The organism is Rhodococcus sp. BP-349 (assembly GCF_019835845.1).
In the GTDB taxonomy this organism is placed as follows: Bacteria; Actinomycetota; Actinomycetes; order Mycobacteriales; family Mycobacteriaceae; genus Rhodococcoides.
This window is the reverse complement of record NZ_JABUDR010000001.1, coordinates 309,334-334,248: the sequence shown is the minus strand read 5'-3', so window position 1 is coordinate 334,248 and position 24,915 is coordinate 309,334. Positions and strand designations below refer to the sequence as shown.

The 24,915-nt window shown below is 70.0% G+C and carries 23 protein-coding genes and 1 riboswitch; of the genes, 5 read left to right on the top strand and 18 right to left on the bottom strand.

All coding sequences use genetic code 11. The annotated features are described in order from the left end of the window. Nucleotides 1–124: 124 nt before the first annotated feature. From HQ325_RS01585 to dacB, 5 genes are read right to left on the bottom strand one after another with little or no spacing between them, the layout of a single operon-like run. Nucleotides 125–1,471: an amidase gene (locus HQ325_RS01585; RefSeq protein WP_222626424.1), complete on the bottom strand. Its 1,347-nt coding sequence runs from the start codon at nucleotides 1,469–1,471 to the stop codon at nucleotides 125–127. Nucleotides 1,472–1,475: 4 nt separating this feature from the next. After that, nucleotides 1,476–2,030, bottom strand: coding sequence for a hypoxanthine phosphoribosyltransferase (gene hpt / locus HQ325_RS01580; RefSeq protein ID WP_027506476.1), 555 nt, complete (start codon nucleotides 2,028–2,030; stop codon nucleotides 1,476–1,478). Nucleotides 2,031–2,040: 10 nt separating this feature from the next. Continuing rightward, nucleotides 2,041–3,018 (bottom strand): tRNA lysidine(34) synthetase TilS, encoded by a 978-nt coding sequence (tilS, locus tag HQ325_RS01575; protein WP_222628769.1) that lies wholly within the window; start codon nucleotides 3,016–3,018, stop codon nucleotides 2,041–2,043. 31 nt (nucleotides 3,019–3,049) lie between these two features. Then, nucleotides 3,050–4,072: a zinc-dependent metalloprotease gene (locus HQ325_RS01570; protein WP_222626423.1), complete on the bottom strand. Its 1,023-nt coding sequence runs from the start codon at nucleotides 4,070–4,072 to the stop codon at nucleotides 3,050–3,052. A gap of 34 nt (nucleotides 4,073–4,106) precedes the next feature. Next, the gene (gene dacB, locus HQ325_RS01565; RefSeq protein ID WP_308014213.1) at nucleotides 4,107–5,495 is read right to left on the bottom strand and encodes a D-alanyl-D-alanine carboxypeptidase/D-alanyl-D-alanine-endopeptidase; all 1,389 of its coding nucleotides are present in this window, start codon (nucleotides 5,493–5,495) and stop codon (nucleotides 4,107–4,109) included. A 182-nt stretch (nucleotides 5,496–5,677) separates the two neighbouring features. Here dacB and HQ325_RS01560 point away from each other — a divergent pair, with 182 nt between their 5' ends. Both HQ325_RS01560 and HQ325_RS01555 read left to right on the top strand, forming a co-directional pair. Beyond that, nucleotides 5,678–6,169, top strand: coding sequence for an inorganic diphosphatase (locus HQ325_RS01560; protein WP_222626422.1), 492 nt, complete (start codon nucleotides 5,678–5,680; stop codon nucleotides 6,167–6,169). 107 nt (nucleotides 6,170–6,276) lie between these two features. Next, nucleotides 6,277–6,729: a histidine kinase gene (locus tag HQ325_RS01555; RefSeq protein WP_222626421.1), complete on the top strand. Its 453-nt coding sequence runs from the start codon at nucleotides 6,277–6,279 to the stop codon at nucleotides 6,727–6,729. Between the two features lie 24 nt (nucleotides 6,730–6,753). Here the strand turns inward: HQ325_RS01555 and HQ325_RS01550 are convergent, their stop codons facing one another. Next, nucleotides 6,754–7,584 (bottom strand): crotonase/enoyl-CoA hydratase family protein, encoded by an 831-nt coding sequence (locus HQ325_RS01550; RefSeq protein ID WP_222626420.1) that lies wholly within the window; start codon nucleotides 7,582–7,584, stop codon nucleotides 6,754–6,756. 68 nt (nucleotides 7,585–7,652) lie between these two features. On the opposite strand from HQ325_RS01550, the gene HQ325_RS01545 reads away from it, so the two are divergent. Beyond that, nucleotides 7,653–8,144, top strand: a complete 492-nt coding sequence (locus tag HQ325_RS01545; RefSeq protein WP_222626419.1) for a YbaK/EbsC family protein — start codon at nucleotides 7,653–7,655, stop codon at nucleotides 8,142–8,144. Between the two features lie 3 nt (nucleotides 8,145–8,147). On the opposite strand, the gene HQ325_RS01540 is transcribed toward HQ325_RS01545, so the two are convergent. The 3 genes from HQ325_RS01540 to HQ325_RS01535 are packed head-to-tail and all read right to left on the bottom strand — an operon-like array spanning nucleotide 8,148 to nucleotide 9,950. Continuing rightward, nucleotides 8,148–8,564: a hypothetical protein gene (locus tag HQ325_RS01540; RefSeq protein WP_222626418.1), complete on the bottom strand. Its 417-nt coding sequence runs from the start codon at nucleotides 8,562–8,564 to the stop codon at nucleotides 8,148–8,150. A gap of 58 nt (nucleotides 8,565–8,622) precedes the next feature. After that, nucleotides 8,623–8,700, bottom strand: coding sequence for a putative leader peptide (locus tag HQ325_RS22920; RefSeq protein WP_371831743.1), 78 nt, complete (start codon nucleotides 8,698–8,700; stop codon nucleotides 8,623–8,625). Then, nucleotides 8,697–9,950 carry an aminotransferase class V-fold PLP-dependent enzyme gene (locus HQ325_RS01535; RefSeq protein ID WP_222626417.1) on the bottom strand — a complete coding sequence of 418 codons (1,254 nt, stop codon included), beginning with the start codon at nucleotides 9,948–9,950 and terminating at the stop codon, nucleotides 8,697–8,699. Before HQ325_RS01535 ends, HQ325_RS22920 begins: the two co-directional genes overlap by 4 nt. A gap of 63 nt (nucleotides 9,951–10,013) precedes the next feature. Beyond that, nucleotides 10,014–10,129, bottom strand: a riboswitch (SAM riboswitch). A gap of 163 nt (nucleotides 10,130–10,292) precedes the next feature. On the opposite strand from HQ325_RS01535, the gene HQ325_RS01530 reads away from it, so the two are divergent. Both HQ325_RS01530 and HQ325_RS01525 read left to right on the top strand, forming a co-directional pair. Next, nucleotides 10,293–14,153 (top strand): Pls/PosA family non-ribosomal peptide synthetase, encoded by a 3,861-nt coding sequence (locus HQ325_RS01530; RefSeq protein WP_308014212.1) that lies wholly within the window; start codon nucleotides 10,293–10,295, stop codon nucleotides 14,151–14,153. Next, nucleotides 14,153–15,451, top strand: a complete 1,299-nt coding sequence (locus HQ325_RS01525) for a M1 family metallopeptidase (protein WP_222626416.1) — start codon at nucleotides 14,153–14,155, stop codon at nucleotides 15,449–15,451. Before HQ325_RS01530 ends, HQ325_RS01525 begins: the two co-directional genes overlap by 1 nt. On the opposite strand, the gene HQ325_RS01520 is transcribed toward HQ325_RS01525, so the two are convergent. The 9 genes from HQ325_RS01520 to HQ325_RS01480 all read right to left on the bottom strand — a co-directional run bounded on the left by HQ325_RS01520 (nucleotide 15,434) and on the right by HQ325_RS01480 (nucleotide 24,849). Further along, on the bottom strand, nucleotides 15,434–16,645 hold the full coding sequence (locus HQ325_RS01520; RefSeq protein ID WP_222626415.1) for an MFS transporter: 1,212 nt from the start codon (nucleotides 16,643–16,645) through the stop codon (nucleotides 15,434–15,436). The two genes, HQ325_RS01525 and HQ325_RS01520, sit on opposite strands and share 18 nt — an antisense overlap. Nucleotides 16,646–16,656: 11 nt before the next feature. After that, on the bottom strand, nucleotides 16,657–17,343 hold the full coding sequence (locus HQ325_RS01515; RefSeq protein WP_222626414.1) for a GntR family transcriptional regulator: 687 nt from the start codon (nucleotides 17,341–17,343) through the stop codon (nucleotides 16,657–16,659). Between the two features lie 285 nt (nucleotides 17,344–17,628). Next, a complete protein-coding gene (locus tag HQ325_RS01510; RefSeq protein WP_222626413.1) occupies nucleotides 17,629–19,407 on the bottom strand; it encodes an acyl-CoA dehydrogenase in 1,779 nt (592 codons plus the stop codon). A 19-nt stretch (nucleotides 19,408–19,426) separates the two neighbouring features. Next, the gene (locus tag HQ325_RS01505) at nucleotides 19,427–19,999 is read right to left on the bottom strand and encodes a methylated-DNA--[protein]-cysteine S-methyltransferase (protein WP_222626412.1); all 573 of its coding nucleotides are present in this window, start codon (nucleotides 19,997–19,999) and stop codon (nucleotides 19,427–19,429) included. After that, nucleotides 19,996–20,463: an RNA polymerase sigma factor gene (locus HQ325_RS01500; protein ID WP_222626411.1), complete on the bottom strand. Its 468-nt coding sequence runs from the start codon at nucleotides 20,461–20,463 to the stop codon at nucleotides 19,996–19,998. Before HQ325_RS01500 ends, HQ325_RS01505 begins: the two co-directional genes overlap by 4 nt. Before the next feature lie 366 nt (nucleotides 20,464–20,829). Further along, nucleotides 20,830–21,681: a triacylglycerol lipase gene (locus HQ325_RS01495; RefSeq protein WP_222626410.1), complete on the bottom strand. Its 852-nt coding sequence runs from the start codon at nucleotides 21,679–21,681 to the stop codon at nucleotides 20,830–20,832. A 47-nt stretch (nucleotides 21,682–21,728) separates the two neighbouring features. After that, the gene (locus HQ325_RS22915; RefSeq protein ID WP_374107176.1) at nucleotides 21,729–22,514 is read right to left on the bottom strand and encodes a M23 family metallopeptidase; all 786 of its coding nucleotides are present in this window, start codon (nucleotides 22,512–22,514) and stop codon (nucleotides 21,729–21,731) included. A 62-nt stretch (nucleotides 22,515–22,576) separates the two neighbouring features. After that, complete coding sequence (locus HQ325_RS01485; protein WP_222626409.1) at nucleotides 22,577–24,280, bottom strand: NAD(P)/FAD-dependent oxidoreductase; 1,704 nt, start codon at nucleotides 24,278–24,280, stop codon at nucleotides 22,577–22,579. After that, nucleotides 24,277–24,849, bottom strand: coding sequence for a helix-turn-helix domain-containing protein (locus tag HQ325_RS01480; RefSeq protein WP_222626408.1), 573 nt, complete (start codon nucleotides 24,847–24,849; stop codon nucleotides 24,277–24,279). Before HQ325_RS01480 ends, HQ325_RS01485 begins: the two co-directional genes overlap by 4 nt. Nucleotides 24,850–24,915: the final 66 nt, after the last annotated feature.

The window sequence follows — 24,915 nt, the reverse complement described above, 5'->3', positions numbered from 1 at the left end:
CGTTGCCGGTTGCGCACCGGACAAGCCAGGTTACCGCGGATGCGGACGGCCGGGCGGCGCGCACATCTCGGTCAACGCGCCGACACGCGGTGAGGTTCCCGCGCACCGCGGCGCGTGACGAGTGTTACCGGTCGGCCGCGGTGCGTGGCCAGGGCCGATGCTGTTCGATCTGTGCCGCGAGCGCCAGCAGTCGACGCTCGGACCCGGGAGGGCCCGCCAGCTGCACGGCCAGCGGAGTCCCCGACTCGGGATGGAGTCCCGCGGGCACACTCACGGCGGGCCACCCCAGCAGGTTCCACGGTGCCGCGAAGGGTGCGTAGCGAATGTTGGCCGCCATGTTGGTTGCCCACCCGCGCTCGCTCCACCGGTCCGCACGGATCGGCGGCGCGGCGAGCGCCGGCGTCAGCACCACGTCGACACTCTCGAAGTACGAGCGCATGCGTCGCGTGAGCGTCTCGGTCTGCGACGGCCGCACGAACCGTGCCGCTCGCCGACCCACCGCGATGTGGCGACGGGTTCGCTTCTGCAGCGCCGACACGTCGAGCCCGGCGGCGTCCGCGGCTCCGCCGGCCGTCCAGCGGGCGAGCTGCCCGAGTGGACTCGCCGGGTAGGGCAGCGCTGCGGTGCTGGTGCGGTGCCCGATCCGCTCGAGCTCCCGGGCGACGTCGAGTGCGGCCTGCCGGAAGTGGGGATCCACTCGCACGATCGGCGACGGCGACTCCACGGCGACCCCGATGCGCGTGGTCTCGGGAGCGTCGACGTAGGCGAGATCCGGATCGTCCGCCATGACCGACAGCAGGAGCGCCGCGTCGGCAACGGTCGTGGTCAGCGGGCCGTTCTCCGACATGCCGAACCACGAGCCGTTGCCCAGTTCGGACGGGACGAGGCCGAACCCCGGCTTGATGCCGACCAGTCCGCAGTTCGCGGCCGGGATCCGGATGGAGCCCATGCCGTCGTTGCCGTGGGCGACGGGCACCATGCCCGAGGCGACCGCGGCGGCAGCGCCACCGGACGATCCGCCCGGAGTGAGGTCACGGTTCCACGGATTGCGGGCGATACCGTCGGCGCCGTCCGTCGCACCCCACAGGCACAGCTCGGGAACCGACGTGAGACCGACGACCACAGCGCCCGCGCCGCGCAGGCGCGCGACCACCGGGTGGTCCGTGGCGGCGGGCGTGTCGGACGTCGCGAGCGATCCGTTGCGCATCGGGTAGCCCGCCACCGCGACGTTGTCCTTGATCGCCACCGGGACGCCGGCGAGCGGCAGGGCGCGCAGATCCGCGCGAACAGCGACGGCGTCCGCTTCCCGGAGCACCTCGTCGGGACGTACCACGACGAACGCGTGCAGGTCGTCGTTCCGAGCGGCGATGCGGTCCAACGCTTCTCGGGCGACCGCGGCAGGTTGGACCCGGCCGTTCCGGACGTCGTCCGCGATGGACGTGGCGGTGGGGCCGACCTGTTCGCGCGACATTCGATCAGCCTCCGTAGACCCGGGGTTCCAGCAGTCCGATGTAGGGCAGGTCGCGGTAACGCTCGTCGTAGTCGAGTCCGTAGCCGACGACGAACTCGTTCGGGATGTCGAAGCCGACGTTCGCGACGTCGACGTCCACCTTCACCGCGTCGGGCTTGCGGAGCAGGGTGACCACCTCGAGCGATGCGGGCTGGCGCGTGGCGAGGTTCTTCATCAACCACGACAGCGTCAGACCGGAGTCGATGATGTCCTCCACGATGAGGACGTGGCGGCCGTGGATGTCGCGGTCGAGGTCCTTGAGGATGCGGACGACGCCCGACGAGGACGTGGACGATCCGTACGAACTGACCGCCATGAACTCGAGCTGGCTCGGGATCGGCAGTGCGCGTGCGAAATCCGTCATGAACATGATGGCGCCCTTGAGAACTCCGACGAGCAGCAGATCACCCTCGGGAGCCCCCACCGGATAGCGAGCGGCGATCTCCTCGGCCAGCTCGGCGATACGCTTGTCGATCTCCTCTCGGGAGATCAGGATCGATGCGATGTCGCCCTCGTACACGGGTGTCCCTTCACTCGCTCGCGGCCCGGCCGGTCCACCGAACCAGGTCGAGCTTGCCACGTCGTCTCTCGACGACCAACCTCTCGACCGGGCCGCCCCCGGCCACGGCGACGCCGCCCTGGCCGCGCCACGCGCCGACGAGATCGTCCACGGCGCGCACCTGCGCCTCGTTGCGCAGCGGCACTCCCCGGTCGGCCAGCCATTCACGGATCACCCGCCGACGGAGTGCACCCGGCACCTCCACGAGGGCGGACACCTCCAGCGCGTCGCCGACGCGGGCGGACACGGCGATGTCCGCGGCGAGTGCGTCGAGAACGGCGCCGTCCTCGCGCAGCTGGTCGGCGGTGCGCGCGAGCGCGCCGGCGACGCCGCCGTGCAGCACGTCCTCCAGCAGCGGGAGCACCTCGCCGCGGAGTCGGACCCGGACGAAGGACGGGTCGAGGTTGTGCGGGTCGTCCCACGCGGCGAGACCCAGTTCGGCGCACGCGCCGACGGTGGACTCGCGGCGCACGGTCAACAGCGGCCGACCTCGCGGCGGGTCCCAGGCCGCCATCCCCCGCAGCGATCGGGACCCGGATCCGCGGGCGAGTCCGAGCAGGACGGTCTCGGCCTGATCGTCCAGCGTGTGGCCCAGCAGGATCGGGCGGTCACCGCGGACCGCGTCGAGAGCGGCGTACCGGGCGCGCCGGGCCGCGGCCTCGGGTCCACCCGCCCCGGTCACCGACACGGTCCTCACCTCGGCGCGGGAACACCCGAGGTCTCGTGCCTGCTCGGCGGCCCTGTGCGCCACGTCGGCCGAACCCGCCTGCAGCGCGTGGTCGACGACCACGGCGTGCACCTGCGCGCCCTCGGCCACACAGGCGGCGGTGAGCGCCAGCGAGTCCGCACCCCCCGACAGACCGACGACGACACTGCGCTCCGGGCAGTGCTCACGGAACCATGAGCGCACCGCCCGCCGCACCGTGAGCAGGTGCGGGCCCTCCGGCATCGGGCGTGCCCCGGTCACGCCGGGACGCCGGTCATCCCAGAACTCGCTGCGTCCACTTCTCCGGCGCCTCGATCTCGGAGAGCAGCGGCAACGTGTCCGCGTCGGTCCACACCGTGTTGAAGCGCTCCATGCCCACCTGGCCGACGACGGCGTCGACGAACGCCTTGCCGCGGACGTACTGCGCCATCTTCGCGTCCATCCCGAGCAGTGCGCGGATCACGCGCTGCACCGGGTTCTGCTTCCGCGTGCGACGGGCGTCGAAGGCCTTGCGGATCGCCGAGACCGACGGCACCACCGCGGGACCCACCGCGTCCATCACGTGGTCGGCATGGCCCTCGAGCAGCGTTCCGAGCACCAGCAGACGATCGAGTGCCTCCTGCTGTGCGGGTGCCTGCGTCGCCCGGAGCAGACCGATGATGCCGCCGTCGCCGCCGTCCTGCCCGCGGGACCGCACCGCCGCCGCGAGGCGTCCCACGACGTCGGCCAGAGGCTCGTCCGCGCCGCCCTGCAGCGTGGTGACGTTGTCCTTCATGTAGCCCGCGAGCCACGGCGACGACGAGAACTGCACGCGGTGCGTCACCTCGTGCAGACACACCCACAGCCGGAAGTCGCTGGGCCGCAGGCGAAGCGACCGCTCGACGGAGACGATGTTCGGTGCCACCAGCAGCAGCGTGCCGTCCGGCCCGGTGAAGGGGTCGTACTGCCCGAGAATGGCCGTCGACAGGAACGCCAGCATCGCGCCCGCCTGCACGCCGCCCGGCTTGCCGCCGAGGAACGCACTGTCGTCGCCGTCGGAGTCGCTGACCAGGTGCCGCATCGACTCGGACGCGGCGGCGATCCACTCCGGCCGATCGAGCACGCGCGCCGCGGGGACCGGCAGACCGTCGGCGAGTCCCGTGACCTCGCGGACGGGGCCCTCGGCGCGCACCGACGCGTCCGCGAGCTCGCGCAGCGCCGCGTCCGCGGTGTACCGCGACGTCTTCGGCCCCCGCGGTGCGAGCCGGGCGCCCGTCCGGGCCGCCAGACCCCAATCGATCACACCAGTGTCGGACATGCCCTCACCCCTGTTCTCTCTCGGAATCGACCGGTCAGGTGCAGCCGCAGGAGCGGAGCGTCGACGCGAGTGCGTCCAGGGCCGGACGACCGACCTCGGGCGGCTTGTCGTTGGACATCAACGCGAACGTCAACACCCGGCCGCTCTCGTCGGTCACGTATCCGGCCAACGCACTGGCGGTCGAGAGCGTTCCCGTCTTGGCGCGCAACCACCCGGCGGCCGTACGGTCACCCGACGCGTAGCGGGCGGCGAGCGTACCCGTGGCGCCGGCGACGGGCAGGTAGTCGAGCATCGGCCGAAGGTTCTCGGTACCGGACCCGGCGGCCCGGGTGACGAGTGCGCCGAGCACCCGAGCAGGAATGAGATTGTCGACGGAGAGTCCGCTGGTGTCCTCGAGCGTGACCCCGGTGACGTCGACGCCGTTCTTCTGCAGTGTCTCCAGAACGGCGTCGGTGGCCCCGTCGAACGATGCCGGTCGACCCACCTCCTCGGCGATCTCGCGCCCGACGGCCTCCGCGAGCACGTTGTCCGAGAACCCCAGCATCTGCCCGAGCCGCTGCCGCAGAGGCGCGGACTGCACCGTCGCGAGAGATCCGGCACCGGACTGCGCGCGACCGTCCGTCACGACGGCCGGGTCCAGGCCGAGAGCGCGTGCCAACGCCCGACCGGCGTCGAGACCGGGAGTGGCGCTGCGTGGCGACTCGTCGACCGTCGGTACCGAGCGACCCCCGTCGAGGGTGATCGGTTCGATGGGTGCGATGTATCCGGCGGCCACGTCGCCGGGGAACCAGCCCTGCGCCTGCTCCGGCCCCGAGTACGCGCCGCCGTCCACGGCGATGGACGTGACGGTGGTGCCGGACCTGCGGATCTGTTCGGCGAGGTCGTCGATGCGGGCTCCCCCGTCGTAGAACCCGGGTCGTCCGACCGGCTCCGCCGTGAGCGTGGGGTCGCCGTCACCGACGAGGACCACCTGGCCGGCCGCGTCGCCCGCCACGACCTTGGTGGTCACGCGATGGTCTGCGGGCAGCGCCATCATGGCGGCCGCGGCCGTGAGGATCTTGGTGGTCGACGCCGGCGTCATGGGGGTGTCCGCATCGGCGCTCCACAGCACCTCGCCGGTGATCGCGTCCGCGACGGATCCGGTGAAGCGGCCCAGATCGGGATTGCGCAGCGGTGCGGCGAGCACGGCTGCGAGGCCCGCCGGGCTCGGTTTCGGAGCGTCGGGCGAGACCGGAACCACCTGCGGGGCGGGAAGAACGGGCGACGGCTCGGGCGACGTCGCCACGGACGTCGAGTCCTCGGAGAGCGTGGGAGTGATGAGTGCGACGCCGACGATCGCCAGCACGAGCACCACGACCGAGGCAACGATCAGCAGCACGCGCGTGCGTAACGGCGTGCCGGACGGCCGCTTCCCTGAGCTCACGTCTCTCCTCCACTCGCGGGCCCGTGGCCGTTCTCCGGCGGTGCCCCTCTCCTCGCACCCTATCGACGCGGCCGGTTACTGTCTGACCACCGGCGCGTCCTTCGATGCGCCCGACAGACGACTGCACGACAGTACGTGGCCACCGAGCAGGTACGAGGGCCACCGAGCAAAGGACAGTGGACGTGAAGTTCGACGTGACCATCGAGATCCCCAAGGGTCAGCGCAACAAGTACGAGGTCGATCACGAGTCCGGGCGAGTGCGCCTGGACCGCTACCTCTACACGGCGATGGGCTACCCCGCGGACTACGGCTTCATCGAGAACACCCTCGGCGAGGACGGCGATCCGCTCGACGCGTTCGTCCTGCTGCCGGAGTCGGTGTTCCCCGGCGTCCTCGTCGAGGCTCGCCCCGTGGCGATGTTCAAGATGGTCGACGAGGCCGGCGGCGACGACAAGGTGCTGTGCGTCCCGGCGGGCGATCCGCGGTGGGACCACATCCAGGATCTCTCGGACGTCTCGCAGTTCGAGCTCGACGCGATCGAGCACTTCTTCCTGCACTACAAGGATCTCGAGCCCAACAAGCACGTCACCGGATCCAACTGGGTCGGTCGCGCCGAGGCCGAGGCGGAGTTCGAGGCATCGGTCGAGCGACTGAAGAATCAGGGCGAGCACTAAGACGTTCGGAAACCCGGATGCGGTGCTGTCCGCTGATAGCATCGCATCCGCGGTCCCCCGGGCCGTGTCAGGACGACGAGCCACGACGTAAGGGTGCGGTACCACCGATGAGTGACGCTGTGAGCGACCGGAGAAATCCCACGTCCGAGGCTGTCTCGACCACGACGCAGTTCCCGTCTCTGCCGGTGACCGTCGTGCTCGACCGCATCCCGCTGGCCGTCCTCGCCGTCGAACCCGGCGGCACGGTCGTCTTCGCCAACGAGGCCTTCGACGAACTGATGGGCTTCGACGAGGAGTCCCCCCGGTCGAGCGAGACCCTGACACTGCAGGACATCTTCCCGGCCAACGAACCGCTCGGCGTCAACATCGCCGAGACGTTCCTGACCACCGTCGCCACCCGCGCCGACTCGCTCTGGCGCATGACGGACTCGAAGGGCGACATCCTCCAGGTCCGGGCGAGCAAGTCGATCCTGCGCCGCGCGGAGGACTCGGTGGTGCTCGTCGTCCTCGAGGACTTCACCGATCAGCTGTGGAACGACCCGAAGAGCGCCTTCCGCTGATCGGGCCGTTCCACCGGGGTCTCTCTACTTGCCCTGGAACGACGCGGGGCGCTTCTCGAACACCGAGGTGATGGCCTCCGTCAGATCCTCGGACGGCAGGAACGCGGCGTTCCACGCGGCGACGTAGCGCAGCGAATCCTCCACTGCCGCAACGCGACCGTGGTCGAGAACCGCCTTGATCCCGTGCACCACGAGAGGCGGGTTCGCCGCGATCTCGGTGGCCGTGGCACGCGCTGCGGCGAGCACGGCCTCCGCGTCGTCGAACACGTCGTTGACCAGACCGATCTGCTGCGCCCGGGCACTGTCGATGTCCTTTCCGGTCAACGCGAGTTCGCGAAGATGACCGTCGCCGATGATCGCGGGCAGACGGGCGAACGACCCCATGTCCGCCACGATGGCGACCTTCACCTCGCGCACACTGAACTTCGCGTCCGCACTCGCGTAGCGGATGTCGGCGGCCGAGATGAGATCGATCCCACCGCCGATGCACCACCCCTGCACGGCGGCCACCACGGGCTTGCGGCAGTCGGCCACCGCGTTGATCGACGCCTGCATGCGCTTGATCATGTCGTGGAACGTGCTGCGCGGACCGGCCTGCGCCTTGTCCCCCATGACCGCACCGAAATCGCCTGCCATGGCGGGCAGGTCGAGACCGTAGCTGAAGTTGCGGCCCGAGCCGGCGAGCACGATGGCGCGTACCTCCGGGTCCGCGTCCAGCGCGGAGAAGACGAGAGGCAGTTCCGACCAGAAGTCGGGACCCATCGCATTGCCCTTGTTCGGGCCGACGAGGGTCACCGTCGCGACATGAGCGTCGGTCGTCACCGTGAAGGCTTTCCACGCATCCGTGTGTGTCATCCGGTCAGGATAGCCAGCGCTCCCGCTCACCGGATGTCGCGGCGGCGTGGACTGACTATCCTGCGACCATGACGCGGATCCACCATCCCGCTGCGGCACACGTGTCGGACGTTCTGATCGCTCGAGGTCATCACGGCGTGATCGTGACGCAACCGGAGCCGACGCACACGGCGCGTCGGGCCGCGGCGGTCAGCGGGGTCCCGCTCGGTGCCGTCTGCAAGTCGCTGGTGTTCCTGCTCGACACCGACCCGGTGCTGCTGCTGGTGTCGGGTGCACACAACGTGGACCTCGATGCCACCGGTCGACGTCTCGAGGGCACGCTGACCCGCGCACCGATCGACGTGGTCGAACACGCCACCGGGCAACCTGTGGGCGGGATCGCGCCCGTGGGCCACCCCACGAATCTCCCGACGTTCGTCGACACGGCGCTGGAACGCTTCGAACGGCTGTGGGCCGCAGCGGGTCACCCCGCGACCCTCTTTCGCACGACCTACCCCGAACTGCTGCGCATCACCGCCGGGCTCGCTGTGGACATGGGCCCCGAGGCCCGCGACGTCTGAGCCTCAGGACGCGCGCAGGCGCCGGACCTCCAGGGCGGGGACGACCTCGGTGGTGATGGCCCGGACCACGGACTCCCGTGTCTGCTCCACCACCGGACGCAGAGTCACGCCGTCCGCCACGTCGACCGTCACGATGTCGGCGACGAGGCCCGCGAGACCCGACGCGGTGCCGACGTACTGCAGCGTGCCGGGGCGAGGCTTGCTGTCCGACGCCAGCACCTCGCGGCGCGCGGTCCGGGCGTCGGCGGCGATGTGCACGTCGATGTCCACCACGACACGAGCACCGGGGTGCTCGGCCTTGAGGGTCGCGTAGCGGCTCTGGGCCTCGGAGAGATCGGCGGCGGAGAAACGGACGACGTCCGGGGAGGGCTCGGAGACGCCGTCGAGGAAGACGAGGGAGTCGGAAGACACCGTGGTCATGAGTTGTCCAGTCAGTCGTGGGTGCAGCGGTGGCTGTGAGGTGAAGTGAGTCGCACGATCACCGGACCGGACAGGCGCTCGAGGTCGCACGGCAGAGATCGACGTGTCGTCGACCCCACAACCTGCTCCTCGTCATGATGCTGATGCTAACGATCCGGTGGTGACGCGATCCCGCAGTGAGAGGCACGTCACACGCACCGCCTCCACGAACCGGTCGACATCGTCGGCGGTGGTCCCCAGCCCGATGCTCGCCCGCACGGCACCGTCGGCCGCGCCGACCCGCGAGAGGAGGGGATGGGCGCAGAACTTCCCGGCCCGCACCGCGATGCCGTGATCATCGGCCAGCGCGGTGGCGAGTGCACCCGCGTCGACACCGTCGACGGTGAAGGACACGATGCCGACGATGTCGGCGGAGTCGCTCCACAGGCGGAGGACCGATACACCGGCCAGAGCGGCGAGTCCGCCGAGCAGGGCGTCCGTGCACTCATGGTCGTGGGCAGCGATGGCGCCGTGGCCGATCGCGCCGATCTCGTCGCATGCCGCAGCGATCGCGACGGCACCGAGGAGATTGGGGGTGCCGGCCTCGTGCCGCGCCGGGGACGGCGCCCAGTCGATGTCGACCGACGCACCGAGGACGGACACGTGCCGGGTGGCTCCACCACCCGCGAGATACGGCTCGGCCACGTCGAGCCAGTCACGCCGTCCCACGAGCACTCCCGCTCCGAAGGGCGCGTACAGCTTGTGACCACTGAAAGCCAGGTAGTCGATGCCCGCCGCGGTGATGTCCACGGCGCGGTGCGGAACGAGTTGTGCCCCGTCGACGAGGATGCGGGCACCGTGCCGGTGCGCCAGATCCGCGAGTCGATCGAGGGGCAGGATCTCGCCCGTCACGTTGGAGGCACCCGTGACGGCAAGCAGCGCAGCAGGTCTGGACGCGAGTTCGTCGCCGAGCCGAGTCAGAGTCTCCTCGACCGAGTCCGCCGATCGCACCACCCGGCGGTTCCGCCACGGCAGCAGATTCGCGTGATGTTCGATGTCCAACACCACCGTGTCCCCCGGAACGCAGCCCGCCAGAAGATTCAGCGCGTCGGTGGTGTTGCGCGTGAACACGACCACGTCGTCGGGATCCGCGCCGCAGAAGCGGTGCACCGTGTTCCGGGCGGACTCGTACTCCCGGGTGCAGACCTGCGACTTGTGGCCGGCGCCGCGGTGCACACTCGCGCAGTGCGGCAACACCTCTCGGACTCGCTCGACCACCGCGTCGAGCGCGGGAGCGCTGGCCGCGTAGTCGAGATCGATGCTGCGAGTGGTGCGGCCGTCGGCACACGTCACCTGCTGGTCGCGGCCGTGCACGGATGCGATGGGGCGCTGCAGAACTGTGGTCATGATGAATCCCTCCGTCGAGGGATCGACGCACGGCACGAGGGCCGCGATCTGACGAGAGGCGTCGATCCGCGCTTGCCGCCTCCGTCGTCGGAGCGCGGCCAGGTCGTCACCCGGAGCACCCCACCGCGGAGGAGGGTTGCCGACCAGCGAGCCGGGGCTTGATGCTGGTACTCGTGACCTGGAAGCAGGATGGCAAACGGTCGCTCGAGTTGTCAACTGGTTCGCCGCACGCGCGCCGGGTCGGCGGAGTTGTTCACCAACCCGCAAACTGAGCGTGCAATAACGTGTCGTCACACCCGCCAGCGTTCCGTCGTCCCTGTTCGATGCGAGAGGCCGTTCGTCTTGTCACTGCAGACCCGTGTTCCCGAGGCCTACCTCCGTTCCTCCATGGCGGCCCCGGTGCGCACCCTCGTCGACATCCTCGAGGACACCGCGCGGGCATTCCCCGATGCGCCGGCCATCGACGACGGCGACACCACCATCAGTTACAGCGAACTGCTCGACAACATCGACGAGGGCGCTCGGTGGCTGTCCCGACACGGCGTCTGCGCCGGCGATCGCGTCGGGGTCCGCATGCCGTCGGGCAGTTACTCGCTCTACGCGGCCATCCTGTCGGTCATCGCCGCCGGTGCGGCCTACGTCCCGGTGGACGTCGACGACCCGGACGAGCGCGCCGAGCTGGTGTTCTCGGAGGCCGGCGTCACCGCGATCATCGCGGACGGCGGCGTCACCCGAACCGACACCGCGGGGACCGGGCGCCCGGTCGGCCGTCCCACACCCGACGACGACGCCTGGGTCATCTTCACCTCGGGCTCGACCGGCAAGCCCAAGGGCGTCGCGGTGAGCAATCGCAACGCGGCGGCGTTCGTGGACGCCGAGGCACGACTGTTCCTGCAGGACCGACCGATGGGCCCGGGCGATCGGGTGCTGGCGGGGCTCTCCGTGGCGTTCGACGCGTCGTGCGAGGAGATGTGGCTCGCGTGGCGCAGTGGCGCCTGCCTCGTTCCCGCGCCTCGGTCCCTCGTGCGCAGCGGCATGGACCTCGGCCCCTGGCTCGTCGCACGTGACATCAGCGTGGTGTCGACGGTGCCGACCCTCGCGGCGCTGTGGCCTCGCGAAGCGCTCGAGGACGTTCGGTTGCTCATCTTCGGCGGCGAGGCCTGCCCGCCGGATCTCGCTGAGCGACTGGCTGTTCCGGGCCGCGAAGTCTGGAACACCTACGGCCCCACCGAGGCCACCGTCGTCGCCTGCGCAGCTCTCATGGACGGTGTCGGACCGGTGCGCATCGGGCTGCCGCTCGACGGATGGGACCTCGCCGTCGTGGGCCCGGACGAGGAGCCGGTCGCGGTGGGCGAGGTGGGCGAGCTCGTCATCGGCGGCGTCGGCCTCGCGCGTTACCTCGATCCGGTGAAGGACGCCGAGAAGTACGCTCCCATGGCGACTCTCGGATGGGACCGCGCCTACCGCAGCGGCGATCTCGTGCGGCTCGAGCTCGAGGGGTTGCTCTTCCAGGGCCGCGCCGACGATCAGGTGAAGGTCGGCGGGCGCCGCATCGAGCTCGGCGAGGTGGACAACGCCCTGCAGGCCCTCCCCGGCGTCAGCGGCGCTGCCGCCGCCGTGCGGACCACCGGCTCCGGAACACCCGTGCTGGTGGGCTATCTCGCCAGCACCGACCCGGAGTTCGACCTCGTCCGCGCGCGCGAACTCCTCGCGGAACAGCTTCCCGCCGCGATGGTTCCGCGTCTCGCACTCGTCGACGAACTGCCCACCCGCACGTCCGGCAAGGTCGACCGCGCGGCCCTGCCGTGGCCGCTGCCCAAGCGCGGCTCGACTCCGGACGACGCCTCTCTCGCCGGGACCGCCGGCTGGGTGGCCGAGCTGTGGAGCGACGTGCTGGGCGCCGAGATCGGATCCCTGGACTCGGACTTCTTCGCTGCCGGTGGCGGATCGCTCTCGGCCGCACTGCTCGTGACTCGATTGCGCGAGCGCTTCCCCGAGATCACGGTGGCGCAGCTCTACGACCATCCGCGTCTCGGCTCGCTCGTCGCGTTGCTCGACTCGCTCGTCCCCCCGCCGGTGACCGAGAAGCGCATCGTCGTCCCCACACCCCGGACGGCTCAGGTGGTGCAGGTCCTCGCGACCCTGCCGCTGACGACGCTGACCGGGCTGCAGTGGGTCACTTGGCTCGGCATCATGGCGAACACGTTCAGCTGGTTCGCTCCCCGCCCCTGGCTGCCGACGGTGTCCTGGTGGTGGCTCGCGCTCGGGTTCCTGCTGTTCGTGACGCCCGTGGGCCGGATGGCGATCTCCGTCGCCGGATCGCGGCTCCTCATGCGCGGTGTCACGGAGGGCGCCCATCCGCGCGGCGGCAGCGTGCACCTCCGGCTGTGGACCGCCAACCGGTTGACCGACGCCAGCGGTGCCTCGAACCTGTCGGGCGCGCCGTGGATGGTCTACTACGCCCGCGCACTCGGTGCGACCGTCGGCCGCGACGTCGATCTGCACACCCTGCCTCCGGTCACCGGCATGCTGACTCTCGGTGACGGCTGCTCGCTCGAGCCGGAGGTCGACCTGTCCGGCTACTGGATCGACGGCGACGTCGTGCACATCGGCTCGATCGAGGTCGGTGCCGGCGCGACGGTGGGTGCGCGGTCGACCCTGCTCCCCGGAGCCAGGATCGGCCGCCGCGCCGAGATCACCGCGGGATCGGCCGTCTCCGGCAAGGTCAAGGCCGGTCAGCAGTGGTCCGGCTCGCCCGCCGCGAAGGTCGGCAAGGCGATGCACCCGTGGCCGGACGAGGCGCCGCCGCGCGGTCGCGGCTGGGTGCCCGTCTACGGCGTGACGTCGCTGTTGCTGTCGGGACTTCCCCTCCTGTCCATTGCCGCGGGCCTGCTCCTCGTCGCCGTCGGAGTCGCGCACGCGACCACGCTGCCCGGTGCGATCGGCCTCGGGCTGGCGCTGCTCGCTCCCGCCACCGCGGTGTCGTTGCTCGTCTTCGCAGCGGTCACGCTCGTGTCCGTGCGGTTGCTGTCGATCGGGCTGATTCCCGGCCACCACGCGGTACGCAGTCGCATCGGCTGGCAGGTGTGGGCCACCGAACGCCTGATGGACTCGGCCCGTACATTCCTCTTCCCGCTCTACGCGAGTCTGCTCACTCCGGGATGGCTCCGGCTGCTCGGCGCGACCATCGGCAAGGACGTGGAGGCGTCGACGGTCCTGATGGTCCCGAAGTTCACGACAGTCGGCGACGGTGCGTTCCTGGCGGACGACACCATGATCGCCAGCTACGAGCTCGGCGGCGGCTGGATGCTGCTCGGCGAGGCCAAGGTGGGCAAGCGTGCGTTCCTCGGCAACTCCGGCATGGCGGCCGCGGGTCGACGCGTGCCGAAGAACGGCCTCGTCGCCGTGCTGTCGGCCGCACCCGCCAAGGCGAAGTCGGGATCGTCGTGGCTCGGCAGCCCGCCGGTGCGCCTGCGCCGAGCGCCCAACTCGTCCGACACCACCCGCACCTTCGACCCGCCGCGGCGACTCAAGATCGCCCGCGCCGTGGTCGAGACCTGTCGACTCGTGCCCGTCGTCGTGTCGTTCGGCATCGGGTTCGGCGTCCTCGCCGCCCTGACCTGGATCGCCGGAACGCTGGGCTACTGGGCCGCCGCCCTGCTCAGCGGTGTCGTGTTGCTGATCGCCGGCGCCGTCGCGGCCGGAATCTCCGCCGTCGCCAAGTGGTCGCTCGTCGGCCGCATCGGTGCGGTGGAGCACCCGCTGTGGAGTTCGTTCGTGTGGCGCAACGAAGTGGCCGACACATTCGTCGAGGTCGTCGCGGCACCGTGGTTCGCCCGCGCCGCCGAGGGAACCCCGGTGCTGAACCTGTGGCTGCGCTGGCTCGGCGCCCACATCGGGAAGGGAGTCTGGTGTGAGACCTACTGGCTGCCGGAGGCCGACCTCATCACGCTCGGCGACGGTGCCACCGTCAACAGAGGGTGCGTCGTGCAGACACATCTGTTCCATGATCGGATCATGAGCATGGACACGGTGAGTTTGGGGGCGGGAGCCACGCTGGGCCCGCATTGCGTCGCACTGCCCGCAGCGGGAATCGGGGCGGGTGCCACGGTCGGACCGGCCTCGCTGGTGATGCGCGGCGACACCGTCCCCGAGTCGAGCCGGTGGCAGGGCAACCCCATCGCACCCTGGACCGAGAAGTGATGCCGGACTCTCCCATCGACCCGTACCTGCCGCAGAACGGCAACCGGGGGTACTCGGTCGAGCGATACGAGCTCGACCTCGAGTACAAGGTGCAGTCGAACCGCCTGTCCGGCAAGGCCGTCGTGCACGCTGTCGCGACCCGGTCGATCACCAAGTTCTCCCTCGACATGGGTCCGGCGCTCAGCCCGTCCAAGGTGAGTGTCGCCGGCATGCGCGGTGTCCGATTCACCCACCGGGGCGGCAAGCTGACGGTCACGCTGCAGCGTGCGATCGACGAGGGTGCCTCCTTCACCACCACCGTCGCCTACAGCGGCAACCCCGCACCGATCCGCAGCGTGTGGGGCGAGGTCGGGTGGGAGGAGCTCACCGACGGCGCCCTCGTCGCGAGCCAACCCAACGGCGCTGCATCGTGGTTCCCGTGCGACGACCATCCCAGTTCCAAAGCGGCGTACACCCTCTCGATCACCGCCGACTCCCCGTACCACGTCGTCTCGAACGGGACACTGACGCGGAAGGACGTGAAGTCCTCGCGCACCACCTGGGTGTACGACCAGCCCGAACCGATGGCTTCGTACCTCGCGACCGTGCAGATCGGCCAGTACGAGAAACACCGGGTCAGCGACTCCCCCGTGCCGATCGACGCGATCCTGCCGGCGCATCTGCGCCAGAACTTCGATCACGACTTCGGCCGTCAGCAGCAGATGATGGAGACGTTCGTCGAGTCGTTCGGCCCCTATCCGTTCGAGTCGTACTCCGTCGTCGTCACCGACGACGAGTTGGAGATCCCCGTCGAGGCACAGACGCTGTCGATCTTCGGCGCCAATCACTGTGACGGCGACCGCGAGTACGAGCGACTCGTCGCCCACGAACTGGCGCACCAGTGGTTCGGCAACAGCCTCACCATCGCGCGGTGGAGCGACATCTGGTTGCACGAGGGCTTCGCCTGCTACTCCGAGTGGATCTGGTCGGAGAGCTCGGGCGGACCGTCCGCGCACCAGGAGGCCACCCGCGCACACAGCCGCCTGTCGTCCCTTCCGCAGGACATCGTGCTGGGAGATCCGGGACCGGAGGACATGTTCGACGACCGCGTGTACAAGCGCGGAGCCCTTGCCCTGCACGCACTTCGGCGCACCATCGGCAACGCGGCGTTCTTCGATCTGATCCGCGAGTGGACCACGACCTTCCGCCACGCCACCGTGGCGACGTCGGACTTCGTCGGGTTGGCGAAGCAGTACGGCAGCACCGACGAGTTCTGGGAGTCCTGGCTCGAGAAGAAGCGGCTACCCCGACTGCCCTGACGGCAGGTGCGACCGCGTTCTCGTCGCGACGAGCGCCAATGAGATCGCGGCGAGAACCGCACCGGCCGTGAACAGTTCGGGGTAGGTGATCGCGCCGGGGAACTCCTGCACGAGCAGCGCCAGAATCGCCGGCACCGCGAAGCCGAGGTACGTCACCGAGTAGAACACCGCGGTGAGTCCGGCCAGATCACGCGGTCCCGCGATGCGCTGCACCTCCTGCAGGCCCGACACCATCGCCATGCCGTAGCCGCACCCGAGCACCGCGGCGGCGAGCAGCGCCATCGGGATCGTCAGCACGTCGGCGGCGACCGAGACCAGCACCATGCCGACGACGATGATCCCCAGCGCGACCAGGACGGCGCGCGCACTCGACGCGGTGTCGATGCGTCGGCCGACAGCCTGGATGGCGAAGCCGGACGACAGCGCGACCACGCCGAGCAGTGCGGAGAACGCGATGGGGAACGCGCCGGAGTGGTCGGCCATCAGACCGGGCAGCACTGCGTACGCGACGCTGGCCGCGCCGAAGACCCACGGCGCCATGGGAAGAACGACGGACACGAACCTACGGTGACCCGCCGACGGGATGCGCAGATCGGACAGCAACGAGGCGCCGTCCACCGCGCGCGCTCGCGTCTCGGGCACCCCGAGCAGGGCCACGGTGGCCAGCGCTGCCAACGCGACGTGCACCAGGTACGGCAGCACCTCGGGCCACGGCGCCCACTGCGCGAGCACCCCGGCGACCCCTGCGCCCGTGGCGAATCCGCCCGTGAGCGACATCGCGGCGCGGCGGGCCCCCGAGCCGTCCGCGGACAGCTCCTTCAACCAACTGCCGCCGACGGCCATGCCCAGTCCCAACGCGATGCCGCTGAGCACGCGGCCGGTCGCGAGGATCGGGGCCGAGTGCGCGCCGAGGGCGATGACGAGAGATCCCGCGGCGGCGACGGCCGGCGCGGGCACCATGAGCGGCCGCCGTCCGTAGCGATCCGAGAGCGGGCCGCCGATCAGCAGGGCCGGCACGATGCCGACGACGTAGGCGAAGAGGAACACGTCGACGACGACGGGCGAGAAGCCGTGACCCTCGCGGTACATCACGAGGAGCGGCGTGAACTCGTTGCCGCCCCAGGCGACGGCGAGCATGCCGAGCGCCACGGGCAGCCAGGTGCGGGTGGTGGTCGTGCGGTCGAGAACGGTCATGGTGGGGTCCTTCAGCGGATTCCGTCGGGCAGGCCGGAGGCCGGTCGCGAGGCACGCGGCAGCGCGTGCGTGGCTGCCATGTGGAGGGAGAGGGCGTCGTCGTACGCGGCGACGTCGCCCTGCTCGACGAGTGCGGTGAGACGGGTGTGGTCGTCGATGATCGACGCCAACACGTCCGGATTGCGCGCCACGGAGTTCGCGGTCATGCGGCGCTGCCGGTCGCGCAATCCTGAGTAGAAGGTCGACAGCAGCGGGTTGTCCCCGTGCGTGACGACGATGGTGTGGAAGTCTGCGTCCTCGGCAGCGAAGCCGAGGGAGTCGCCCGCCACCGCGAGAACGCACTGCCGGTCGAGGCTCTCCCGCATCTGTGCGGCGGCGGAGGCCCGGCTGCCCGAGTCGTGCGCGAATGCCTCGAGCGATCCGGTCTCGACCAGTCGACGGGCGGCGACGAGATGGGTGGCCTCGTCGGGGGCGACGGGAACCACGAGGGCCCCGCGCTTGGGGTAGAGCCGCATCCATCCTTCGGCCGCGAGCCTGAGGAAGGCCTCGCGGACCGGGGTGCGGCTGGTGCCGGTGCGCTCGGCGATCTGCCCCTCGCTGATCAGCTCCCCGCCCGGCAGCTCGCCGGAGACGATGAGCTCCTTGACCGTCGCGTACGCCCGGTCGGACGACGTCTCGGTTGCATCTGTGTTGCGCACATCTTGTATCTAAGCAGTCGCTGCGCGACCTGACCAGGTAGGTGTGACTGGGATTACTGGGTACCGTCGCCGGGCGTCCGGGCGCTGCGCGCGGTGGTGTGCGCAGGTTGGACGGTGCGCGCAACACCGCGCGGTGCGCCCGGCAGCACCCGTGATCAGGCGCGCACCGCACCACCCGGAGTGCGGTGCCTCCCCACGCGCAGCGCCCGACTCTCTGCGCACGCTGAACGGTGCGCGCAACACCGCGCGGTGCGCCCGGCAGCACCACACCCGGCAAGCGCTGCCCTACAGAACCGCGGTGTCGAGGTCCAGCGTCGTACGGTCCAGGTTCTCGAGCAGGTCGAACTGCGGGCCCGTCCTGGGGAGCTCGTACCGGAAGAAGTACTGCGCCGCGACGCGCTTGCCGTCGTAGAAGGCGCCTTCCTTGTCGCCGATCGCGCGGAGCTGGTCGAGCCAGAGCCACGCGACGACGACGTGACCGGTCGCCTCGAGGTACGCGGACGAGTTGGCCAGCGCCACCTCGGCGTCGCCCTGACCCCACAGCGTGCCGGTGACGGCCACGAGGCGATCCACTGCCGCTCGCAGGGCGTCGGCGTACTCGCCCGACATCGCGTCGATGGTCTCCGTGATGGTCTCGACGAGGAGTTGGAGCCCGCGGCCGCCCTGCGCGACGACCTTGCGTCCGAGGAGGTCGAGGCCCTGGATGCCGTTCGTTCCCTCGTGAATGGGGTTGAGACGGTTGTCGCGGTAGAACTGCTCGACGTTGTAGTCGCGGGTGTAGCCGTATCCACCGTGCACCTGGATCGCGAGGTTGTTGGCCTCGAGGCACCACTGCGACGGCCACGCCTTGGCGATGGGGGTGAGCACGTCGAGGAGGAACCCGGCGCGATCCGCCGCGTCCTGCTCGCCGGTGATCTGCTCGTCGACCAGTCGCGAGCAGTACAGGCCCAGGGCCAGACCGCCCTCGACGTAGGACTTCTGCGCGAGCAGCATGCGGCGGACGTCGGAGTGGTCGATGATCGGCACCTGCGGGGCGGCCGGATCCTTGTCACCGACGGGCCGGCCCTGCGCACGGTCCCGGGCGTACGCCACCGAGTGCAGGTAGCCGGTGTAGCCCAGCGCGGTCGCGCCCATGCCGACGCCGATGCGCGCCTCGTTCATCATCTTGAACATGTACGACAGGCCCTTGTGCGGCTCGCCGACGAGATAGCCTGTGGCGCCACCGTTCTCGCCGAATGCGAGGAGCGTGTTGGTGGTTCCGCGGTACCCCATCTTGTGGTTCAGGCCGACGAGGTTCACGTCGTTGCGCTCGCCCAGCGACCCGTCCGCGTTCACCAGCGTCTTCGGTACGACGAAGAGCGAGATGCCCTTCACACCCGCCGGACCGCCGGGAATTTTGGCGAGGACGAGGTGCACGATGTTCTCGCCGAGCTCGTGCTCGCCGCCCGAGATCCACATCTTGGTTCCGGTCACCGCGTAGGTGCCGTCACCCTGCTCGACGGCTTTGGTGGTGATGTACGCGAGCGATGATCCGGCACCGGGCTCGGACAGGCACATGGTCCCGTGGAAACGACCTTCGAGCATGGGCCGGACGTAGGCGTCGACCAACTCCTCGCTGCCGTACTCGATGAGAAGATTGGCGTTGCCGATCGTGAGGAAGGGATAGGTCGCGGTGCCGGTGTTCGCGGCCTGGAACCACGCAAGCGACGCCTTCGACACCGTGGTCGGCAGCTGCATGCCGCCGAGCGAGTCGTCGAACTGCCCGGAGATGAGGCCGGCGTCGTTGAATACCTTCAGCGCCTGCTCGACCTCGGGAATCAGGACGACCTTGCCGTCCTCGCCGACGTGCGGCTCGTTCGCGTCCGCCTTCTTGTTGTGCGGCGCGAAGTGCTTCACCGCGATCTGCTCACTGAGCTCCATCACCGCGTCGAACGTCTCGCGGGAATGGTCGGAGAAACGCTTCCGCTCGGTCAACGACTCGACGTCGAGCCACTCGTAGAGGAGGAACTCGAGATCGCGGCGAGACAGAACGAGGTGCGCGGGAACATCGGCAGCAGAGGACATGCTTCGAGACTAATACCGCCTAGTAGTTCCGTGTCTCGAGCTCCAGCAGAAGCTGCTTGGCGGCCTCACCGCCGGCGTAACGACCGGGCGTTCCGTCCGACCGCACCACGCGATGACATGGGATGACCAGGGGCAGCGGATTGCGCGCGCAAGCCGACCCCACGGCGCGGACTGCTGTGGGGCTCGCCGTCTCCGCGGCCACGGCTGCGTAGCTCCGGGTCTCGCCGTAGGGGATGCGCTGAAGATGCGTCAGGACGTCGCGACGGAACCCGGCAGCGAGGCGCAGATCGAGGTCGACGTCGACGACGCGGGACGCCCCGGCGAAGAACGCGTCGAGCCCGCGGACCACCGGGTCGAGCCGGGCCGGAACTCGGAGCACCCGCGGACTGATGCGGGTGGCCAGCATCTGCAGGACCGTGTCGTGGTTCTCGACGTCGAAGGCCACGCGCACGACGCCTCGCTCGGTGGCCGCCACGAGGAGCGTGCCGACGGGTGAGTCGAGGGTGCGGTAAGCGACGTCGAGCAGTCCCTCCTCGGCGGCGCGGTGCGTCAGCCGCTCGTGGAGCGCGGTCAGATCGGCAGCGGTGGTCACAGCAACTCACTCCTCGTGGTCGTGCGGCGCAGGGTCGCGATGCCGTCGGCACACGCGCGCCGGGCGGCGGTGGTCGAATTACCCAGCAGCGCAGCGACAACTGCATGGGGAAGGCCCCCGATGTGGTGGTACGCGACGGCCAGTCGCTGAGTGTCGGGCAGAGCCGCGACCGCCGACCACAGGGCGTGGTTCTCGTCCGGCACCGTCGTGGCGACGTCCGGAACGGAGTCGGTGGGCACGGGCCGACGAGCCGCCGCGCGATGAACGTCGACGGCTTTGCGGTGCGCGATGGTCACCAGCCAGGCCTGCACGTTCGCGTCCTCGGGCAGGTCGGGGTACTTCCGGAGTGCGGCGAGGAAGGTCTCCGACCACGCGTCGTCGGCGTCGACGGGACCGACCACGGCGCGACAGACCCGCAGCACCACGGGGCCGTGGGTCGCCACGACGGTCTCGAACGGAAGCATCACGATCAGTAAACGCGTGAGGGCGGCGGAACGTGAGAATCGGCGGGATCGCGAGGTGCAGCGAGCTGCGTGCACACCCCCTGCATGAACCGCACACACCCTCCAGCCTGCAGCAACGGGTGTTCACCTCACGCCAGCCGTGTGCACACCCCTTCCGGCCGGGTAAGGCGGCGGGGCGTGGCGTGGCGAGCCGTGCACACACACCTTCAGGCCAGGCACCGCAGCGCGAGGTGCAGCCGGCCGTGTGCACACCCCCTGCATGAACCGCACACACTCTCCAGCCTGCAGCAACGGGTGTTCACCCCACGCCAGCCGTGTGCACACCCCTTCCAGCCGGCCACCGCACCAGCCCAGCGCACCCGGCACTCAGCAGGGGCTGGGGACCCGATCGGCGTAGGACCGGTCGAGCCCGCGCTGCACCATCCACAGTGCGCGGGGGTCGGTGGTCAGTTCCATGTGCCCGGCGGCGTTGCTCGGGCAGCCGTCCTGCACCCAGACGTTGTCCACGCTCGCTCCCGGGCCCGCGGCGAGGAAGGTGTTCTCGGGCGGCGTGGAGACGGTGTCCGCGCGGGTGGCGATCACGGTGTAGTCGACGCCCGGGACGGTGTCGCCGCCCGCGTTGAGCACGTCGAGGAACGACGAGCCGACCATCTGCTGGACGAACGACGGTCCGACGGCCGCGGCGGCGACCTCGCCGACCGGCAGTCCGAACTGCTGCGCGAGCGAACCGATGAGCTGACCCGCCGAGAACGTGGTGCCGTGATTGGTGGCGCCGAGGGTGACGAGGGTGTGCACGGCCTCGGCTCCACCCTCGAACTTCAGGTACTGCCGCGCCACGACCCCGCCCTGGGAGTGCCCGACGACGTCCACGTCGGCGGCGCCGGTGCGTGATCGGACGTCGTCGACGAAGGCGCGCAGTTCTCGCGCGGACGCGGCGATGTCGTCGCCGCCGTAGGTCTGCAGCAGGTTCTCGCCGGGCTCGGCGCGGTAGCCGTACTCGAGAGTGAAGACGCAGTAGCGCTCCGCCTCGAGCTGCGGAGTGAGGGTGGACCAGGTGTCCGGACCGTCGACCCAGGTGCCGTGCACCAGCACGACGGGACGGGGATGCTCGGGTGAGCAGGAGCCGGCGGTGTCGGCCGCGGCCGGACCGGCGCCGAGAGGTGCGGTGCCCACGGCCACGGCGAGTGCCGTCGCCGCCGTCAGAAGTGCCCGTCTCATGCCCTGATCGTATCCGAGCGTGTTACTGGTGTGACGGATGGGACTCGTCAGTCGCCTTCCGGTCCGAGCGAGATACCGCGGCCGATCAACCACAGTTCGGGATCCACGTGCTTGTCCGCGACGACGGTCTCGAAGTGCAGGTGCGGCCCGGTGGAGTCGCCGCGGTTCCCCATCGTCGCGATCTGCTGCCCCGCCGCGACCCGCTGACCGGCCACCGCGACCAGGGTGTCCACATGACCGTAGATGGACACGGTGCCGTCGTCGTGTCGCACGCGCACCCACAACCCGAAGCCGCTCGCAGGGCCGGCCTCGATCACCTGGCCGTCCGCCACCGACAGGATCGGTGTGCCGATCGGACCGGCGATGTCGATGCCGTTGTGCATCGTTCCCCACCGCGGGCCGAAACCGGACGTGTACGTGCCGCGAGCCGGCGAGGCGTAGCTGCCGATGCGGGCGCCGATCACGGCCGGCGGCAACTCGTACAGCCGGCGATCCTTCTCCTCGGCGCTCGCCGCGGTCGAGAGCACGGCGATGGCGGCCGCGTACTCCTCCTCCGCGGTGGCGCGGTTGACCTTCGCGATCTGGCGCAGCGGGCCCAGGTTGCGCTCCGGTTCCGCCAGGAAGCTCGGCCGCAGATCCGCAGCGGGGACGGCGACCGCCCCGACAGCCGGGTCCTCGGCCGTCGGCCGGGTCAGGTGGAATGCGAGCACCGCGACTGCGAGCACGAGCACGATGGCCAGTGCCTGCGCCGAGACGGTTCGCACCGGAACGGTCGCAGGCGTCGTCACGGTCGGCCGATCGGCCGCCTGTGAGCGCGAGAGCAACTGAACCACCGGAGGAACGCTACCGCTCGGTAAGTCCTCCCGGACCGAGATTCATCGCGCTGGTCGCGACATCAGTCCCCGAGGCGGAGCGGGGCGATGCTCGCGAAGACGTCGCCCGGCCCGGGATTGTCCGGGTGCGTCGATCCGCCGAGGTGGTTCATGACTCCCCACACCGCGTTGAGCGCGGTCTGGATGGCGCCCTCGGCCCATCCCGCCGTCCACGAGATGTCGTCTCCGGCGAGGAAGATCCCGCGATGCCGGGGGGCGAGTTCGTGCTGCACGAAGTGCGAGAAGAGGCGTTCCTGATAGCGGTAGTGACCGGGCAGGTTGGCCTTGAAGGCACCCATGAAGTGGCGCTCGGTCTCCCACGACAGCGTCACCGGATCGGAGACGATGTGGCTGCGGAAGTCCACGCCGGGATAGATCTCCTCGAGCGATCCCAGCATCAGCGTCAACCGCTCGTCGGGTGAGAGCGGTATCAGCTTCAGCGAGTCGTCGCTCCACGTGTAGGACAGGCAGATCACGCCGGGCCGATCGTCGCCGTGATCGAGGAGATACGTTCCCCGGCTCAACCGGTCGGTGAGGGTCATGCTGACCAGTTCTCGACCCGTCTCGGGGTCGACGTCCTTCCAGAACGGTCGGTCCACGAGCACGAACACCTTGGTCGACCCCATGTAGTGGGTACGCTCGACGGCCGTCCAGTGATCGATGGGCAGCAGATCGTCGTCGGTGTCGATGGTGTTGAGGAGCATCCAGCTCTGCGCGGTCACGACGACCGAGGCGAACTCGTCTGTCCGGCCCGAAGTGTCGGTCACCGCGAAGGTGTGACCGCCGGTGCCGTCGTCGGTCCGTCGCCGGATCTCCGTGACGCCCGGCCGCGGTGTGCCGCCGTGCAGCGACTCGACCGAAGTGCCCGCCGGCCAGTGCGCCGCGTCCGACACGGCCTCCGACCACAGACCGCGCGGCAGGCGGCTGGATCCGCCGACGATGCCGCGGTGGTGATCGTCCGCCTCCGTGGCCACCACGCGCAGGATCTCGAGAATCGAGTTGGGGAAGTCGGTGTCCCAGCCGCCGGTGCCGAAACCGACCTGCCCGAACAACTCTCGACGTGCGAACGACGCGAAGTGGGGGGATCCGACGAGGAAGCCGTAGAACGTCGTGTCGTCGAGTCGCACCACGAGGTCGTTCCAGATGCGCTTGACCGCCGCCGCGTCCCGGGCGCGGATGGCGCGCTGGAGAGGGACGAGTTCCGACTGTTCCTCGAGCGTGCGCTGCCACGCCCTGGCCACCTCGGCGTACTCGTCGGGGAGATCGGTCAGCTGCCGCGCGTAGTGACTGGTGCCCTTGAGATCGATGACGGTGCTGGCCGTTGCCTCGGCGAGCGGGTTGGGGAACGGAGTGGTCTCGATACCGAGGTGGTCGAGGTAGTGGAACAGCGCGGTGGACGACGGCGGGAACCGCATGGCGCCCATCTCCGCGACGATGTCGGCATGCCCGCCGAGGGGAACCGAGTGCATGCGGCCGCCGATCCAGCCGGCCTCGTACACCACGGGTTCGAGTCCCATCCGCAGCAACTCGCGGGCGGCGACGGTGCCGGCGAGACCGGCACCGACGATGGCGACGCGGGTGCCGCGGCGCTCCGGAGGGACCGACCCGAGCCCGGCCGGGTGGGCGATGAAATCGTCGTAACCGAAGGGGAAGTCGGGTCCGAACATCGTGACCGGTGGTTCCCGGTCCTCCCGGGCAGAGCTGTCGGGCGTGACGGGCGTGGTCATGGGGTCGTCTCGATTCTGGTTCTGTCGTGGCGAGAGGGCAGGGACGGCGTCAGGACCCACAGCACCGTGGTCTCGACCTCCGCGCGGAAGCTGTGTCGACGACGGGGGTCGAAGGTGACCGCGTCACCGTCGTCGAGCTGCACGGTGCGCTCGTCGAGCGTCAGGATCAGCCGACCGGCGAGCACCAGGACGAACCCGACCTCCGCCGGTAGTGCGTACGACTCGTCGCCGCTGCCTCCCCCGCGCTCGATCCTGCCGTGGATGACCTGCACGCGCTGTTCGCCCGGCGGGGTCAGCAGATGCTCCGACTGGGCGTGTCCTCCGAGGGCGATCGGGGGGTACTCGCCGGCGCGGACGACGTCCCCGTGCGGAACGTCGTCGAACAGGGACCCCATGGGAATCTCGAGCGCGTCGCACCAGCGCACCAGGACGGCGACGGACGCGGACGCGCGGTCGTTCTCGACCTTGGACAGGTACCCCTTGGTCACACCGACTGTCGACGCGAGCGCGTCGAGAGTGAGACGACGAGCGGCCCGGGCCTCCCGGAGCCGGTTTCCGATGGTGGACACGCCGCGATCATGCCCTGCCCACCGCCAGGAAACAAGTGTTGACCAACTGGCTCGAGTGGGGAAACA

Bases quoted from the DNA above. Each gene is read 5' to 3' on its own strand.
- HQ325_RS01535 (WP_222626417.1), bottom strand. From the start codon at position 9,950: ATGACCACAGTTCTGCAGCGCCCCATCGCATCCGTGCACGGCCGCGAC.
- HQ325_RS01525 (WP_222626416.1), top strand. From the start codon at position 14,153: ATGCCGGACTCTCCCATCGACCCGTACCTGCCGCAGAACGGCAACCGG.
- HQ325_RS01485 (WP_222626409.1), bottom strand. From the start codon at position 24,280: ATGACCACGCCCGTCACGCCCGACAGCTCTGCCCGGGAGGACCGGGAA.
- HQ325_RS22920 (WP_371831743.1), bottom strand. From the start codon at position 8,700: ATGACGAGGAGCAGGTTGTGGGGTCGACGACACGTCGATCTCTGCCGT.
- HQ325_RS01550 (WP_222626420.1), bottom strand. From the start codon at position 7,584: ATGACACACACGGATGCGTGGAAAGCCTTCACGGTGACGACCGACGCT.
- HQ325_RS01540 (WP_222626418.1), bottom strand. From the start codon at position 8,564: ATGACCACGGTGTCTTCCGACTCCCTCGTCTTCCTCGACGGCGTCTCC.
- tilS (WP_222628769.1), bottom strand. From the start codon at position 3,018: ATGCCGGAGGGCCCGCACCTGCTCACGGTGCGGCGGGCGGTGCGCTCA.
- HQ325_RS01555 (WP_222626421.1), top strand. From the start codon at position 6,277: ATGAGTGACGCTGTGAGCGACCGGAGAAATCCCACGTCCGAGGCTGTC.
- HQ325_RS01500 (WP_222626411.1), bottom strand. From the start codon at position 20,463: ATGCTTCCGTTCGAGACCGTCGTGGCGACCCACGGCCCCGTGGTGCTG.
- HQ325_RS01520 (WP_222626415.1), bottom strand. From the start codon at position 16,645: ATGACCGTTCTCGACCGCACGACCACCACCCGCACCTGGCTGCCCGTG.
- HQ325_RS01545 (WP_222626419.1), top strand. From the start codon at position 7,653: ATGACGCGGATCCACCATCCCGCTGCGGCACACGTGTCGGACGTTCTG.
- HQ325_RS01585 (WP_222626424.1), bottom strand. From the start codon at position 1,471: ATGTCGCGCGAACAGGTCGGCCCCACCGCCACGTCCATCGCGGACGAC.
- HQ325_RS01495 (WP_222626410.1), bottom strand. From the start codon at position 21,681: ATGAGACGGGCACTTCTGACGGCGGCGACGGCACTCGCCGTGGCCGTG.
- HQ325_RS01570 (WP_222626423.1), bottom strand. From the start codon at position 4,072: ATGTCCGACACTGGTGTGATCGATTGGGGTCTGGCGGCCCGGACGGGC.
- HQ325_RS01510 (WP_222626413.1), bottom strand. From the start codon at position 19,407: ATGTCCTCTGCTGCCGATGTTCCCGCGCACCTCGTTCTGTCTCGCCGC.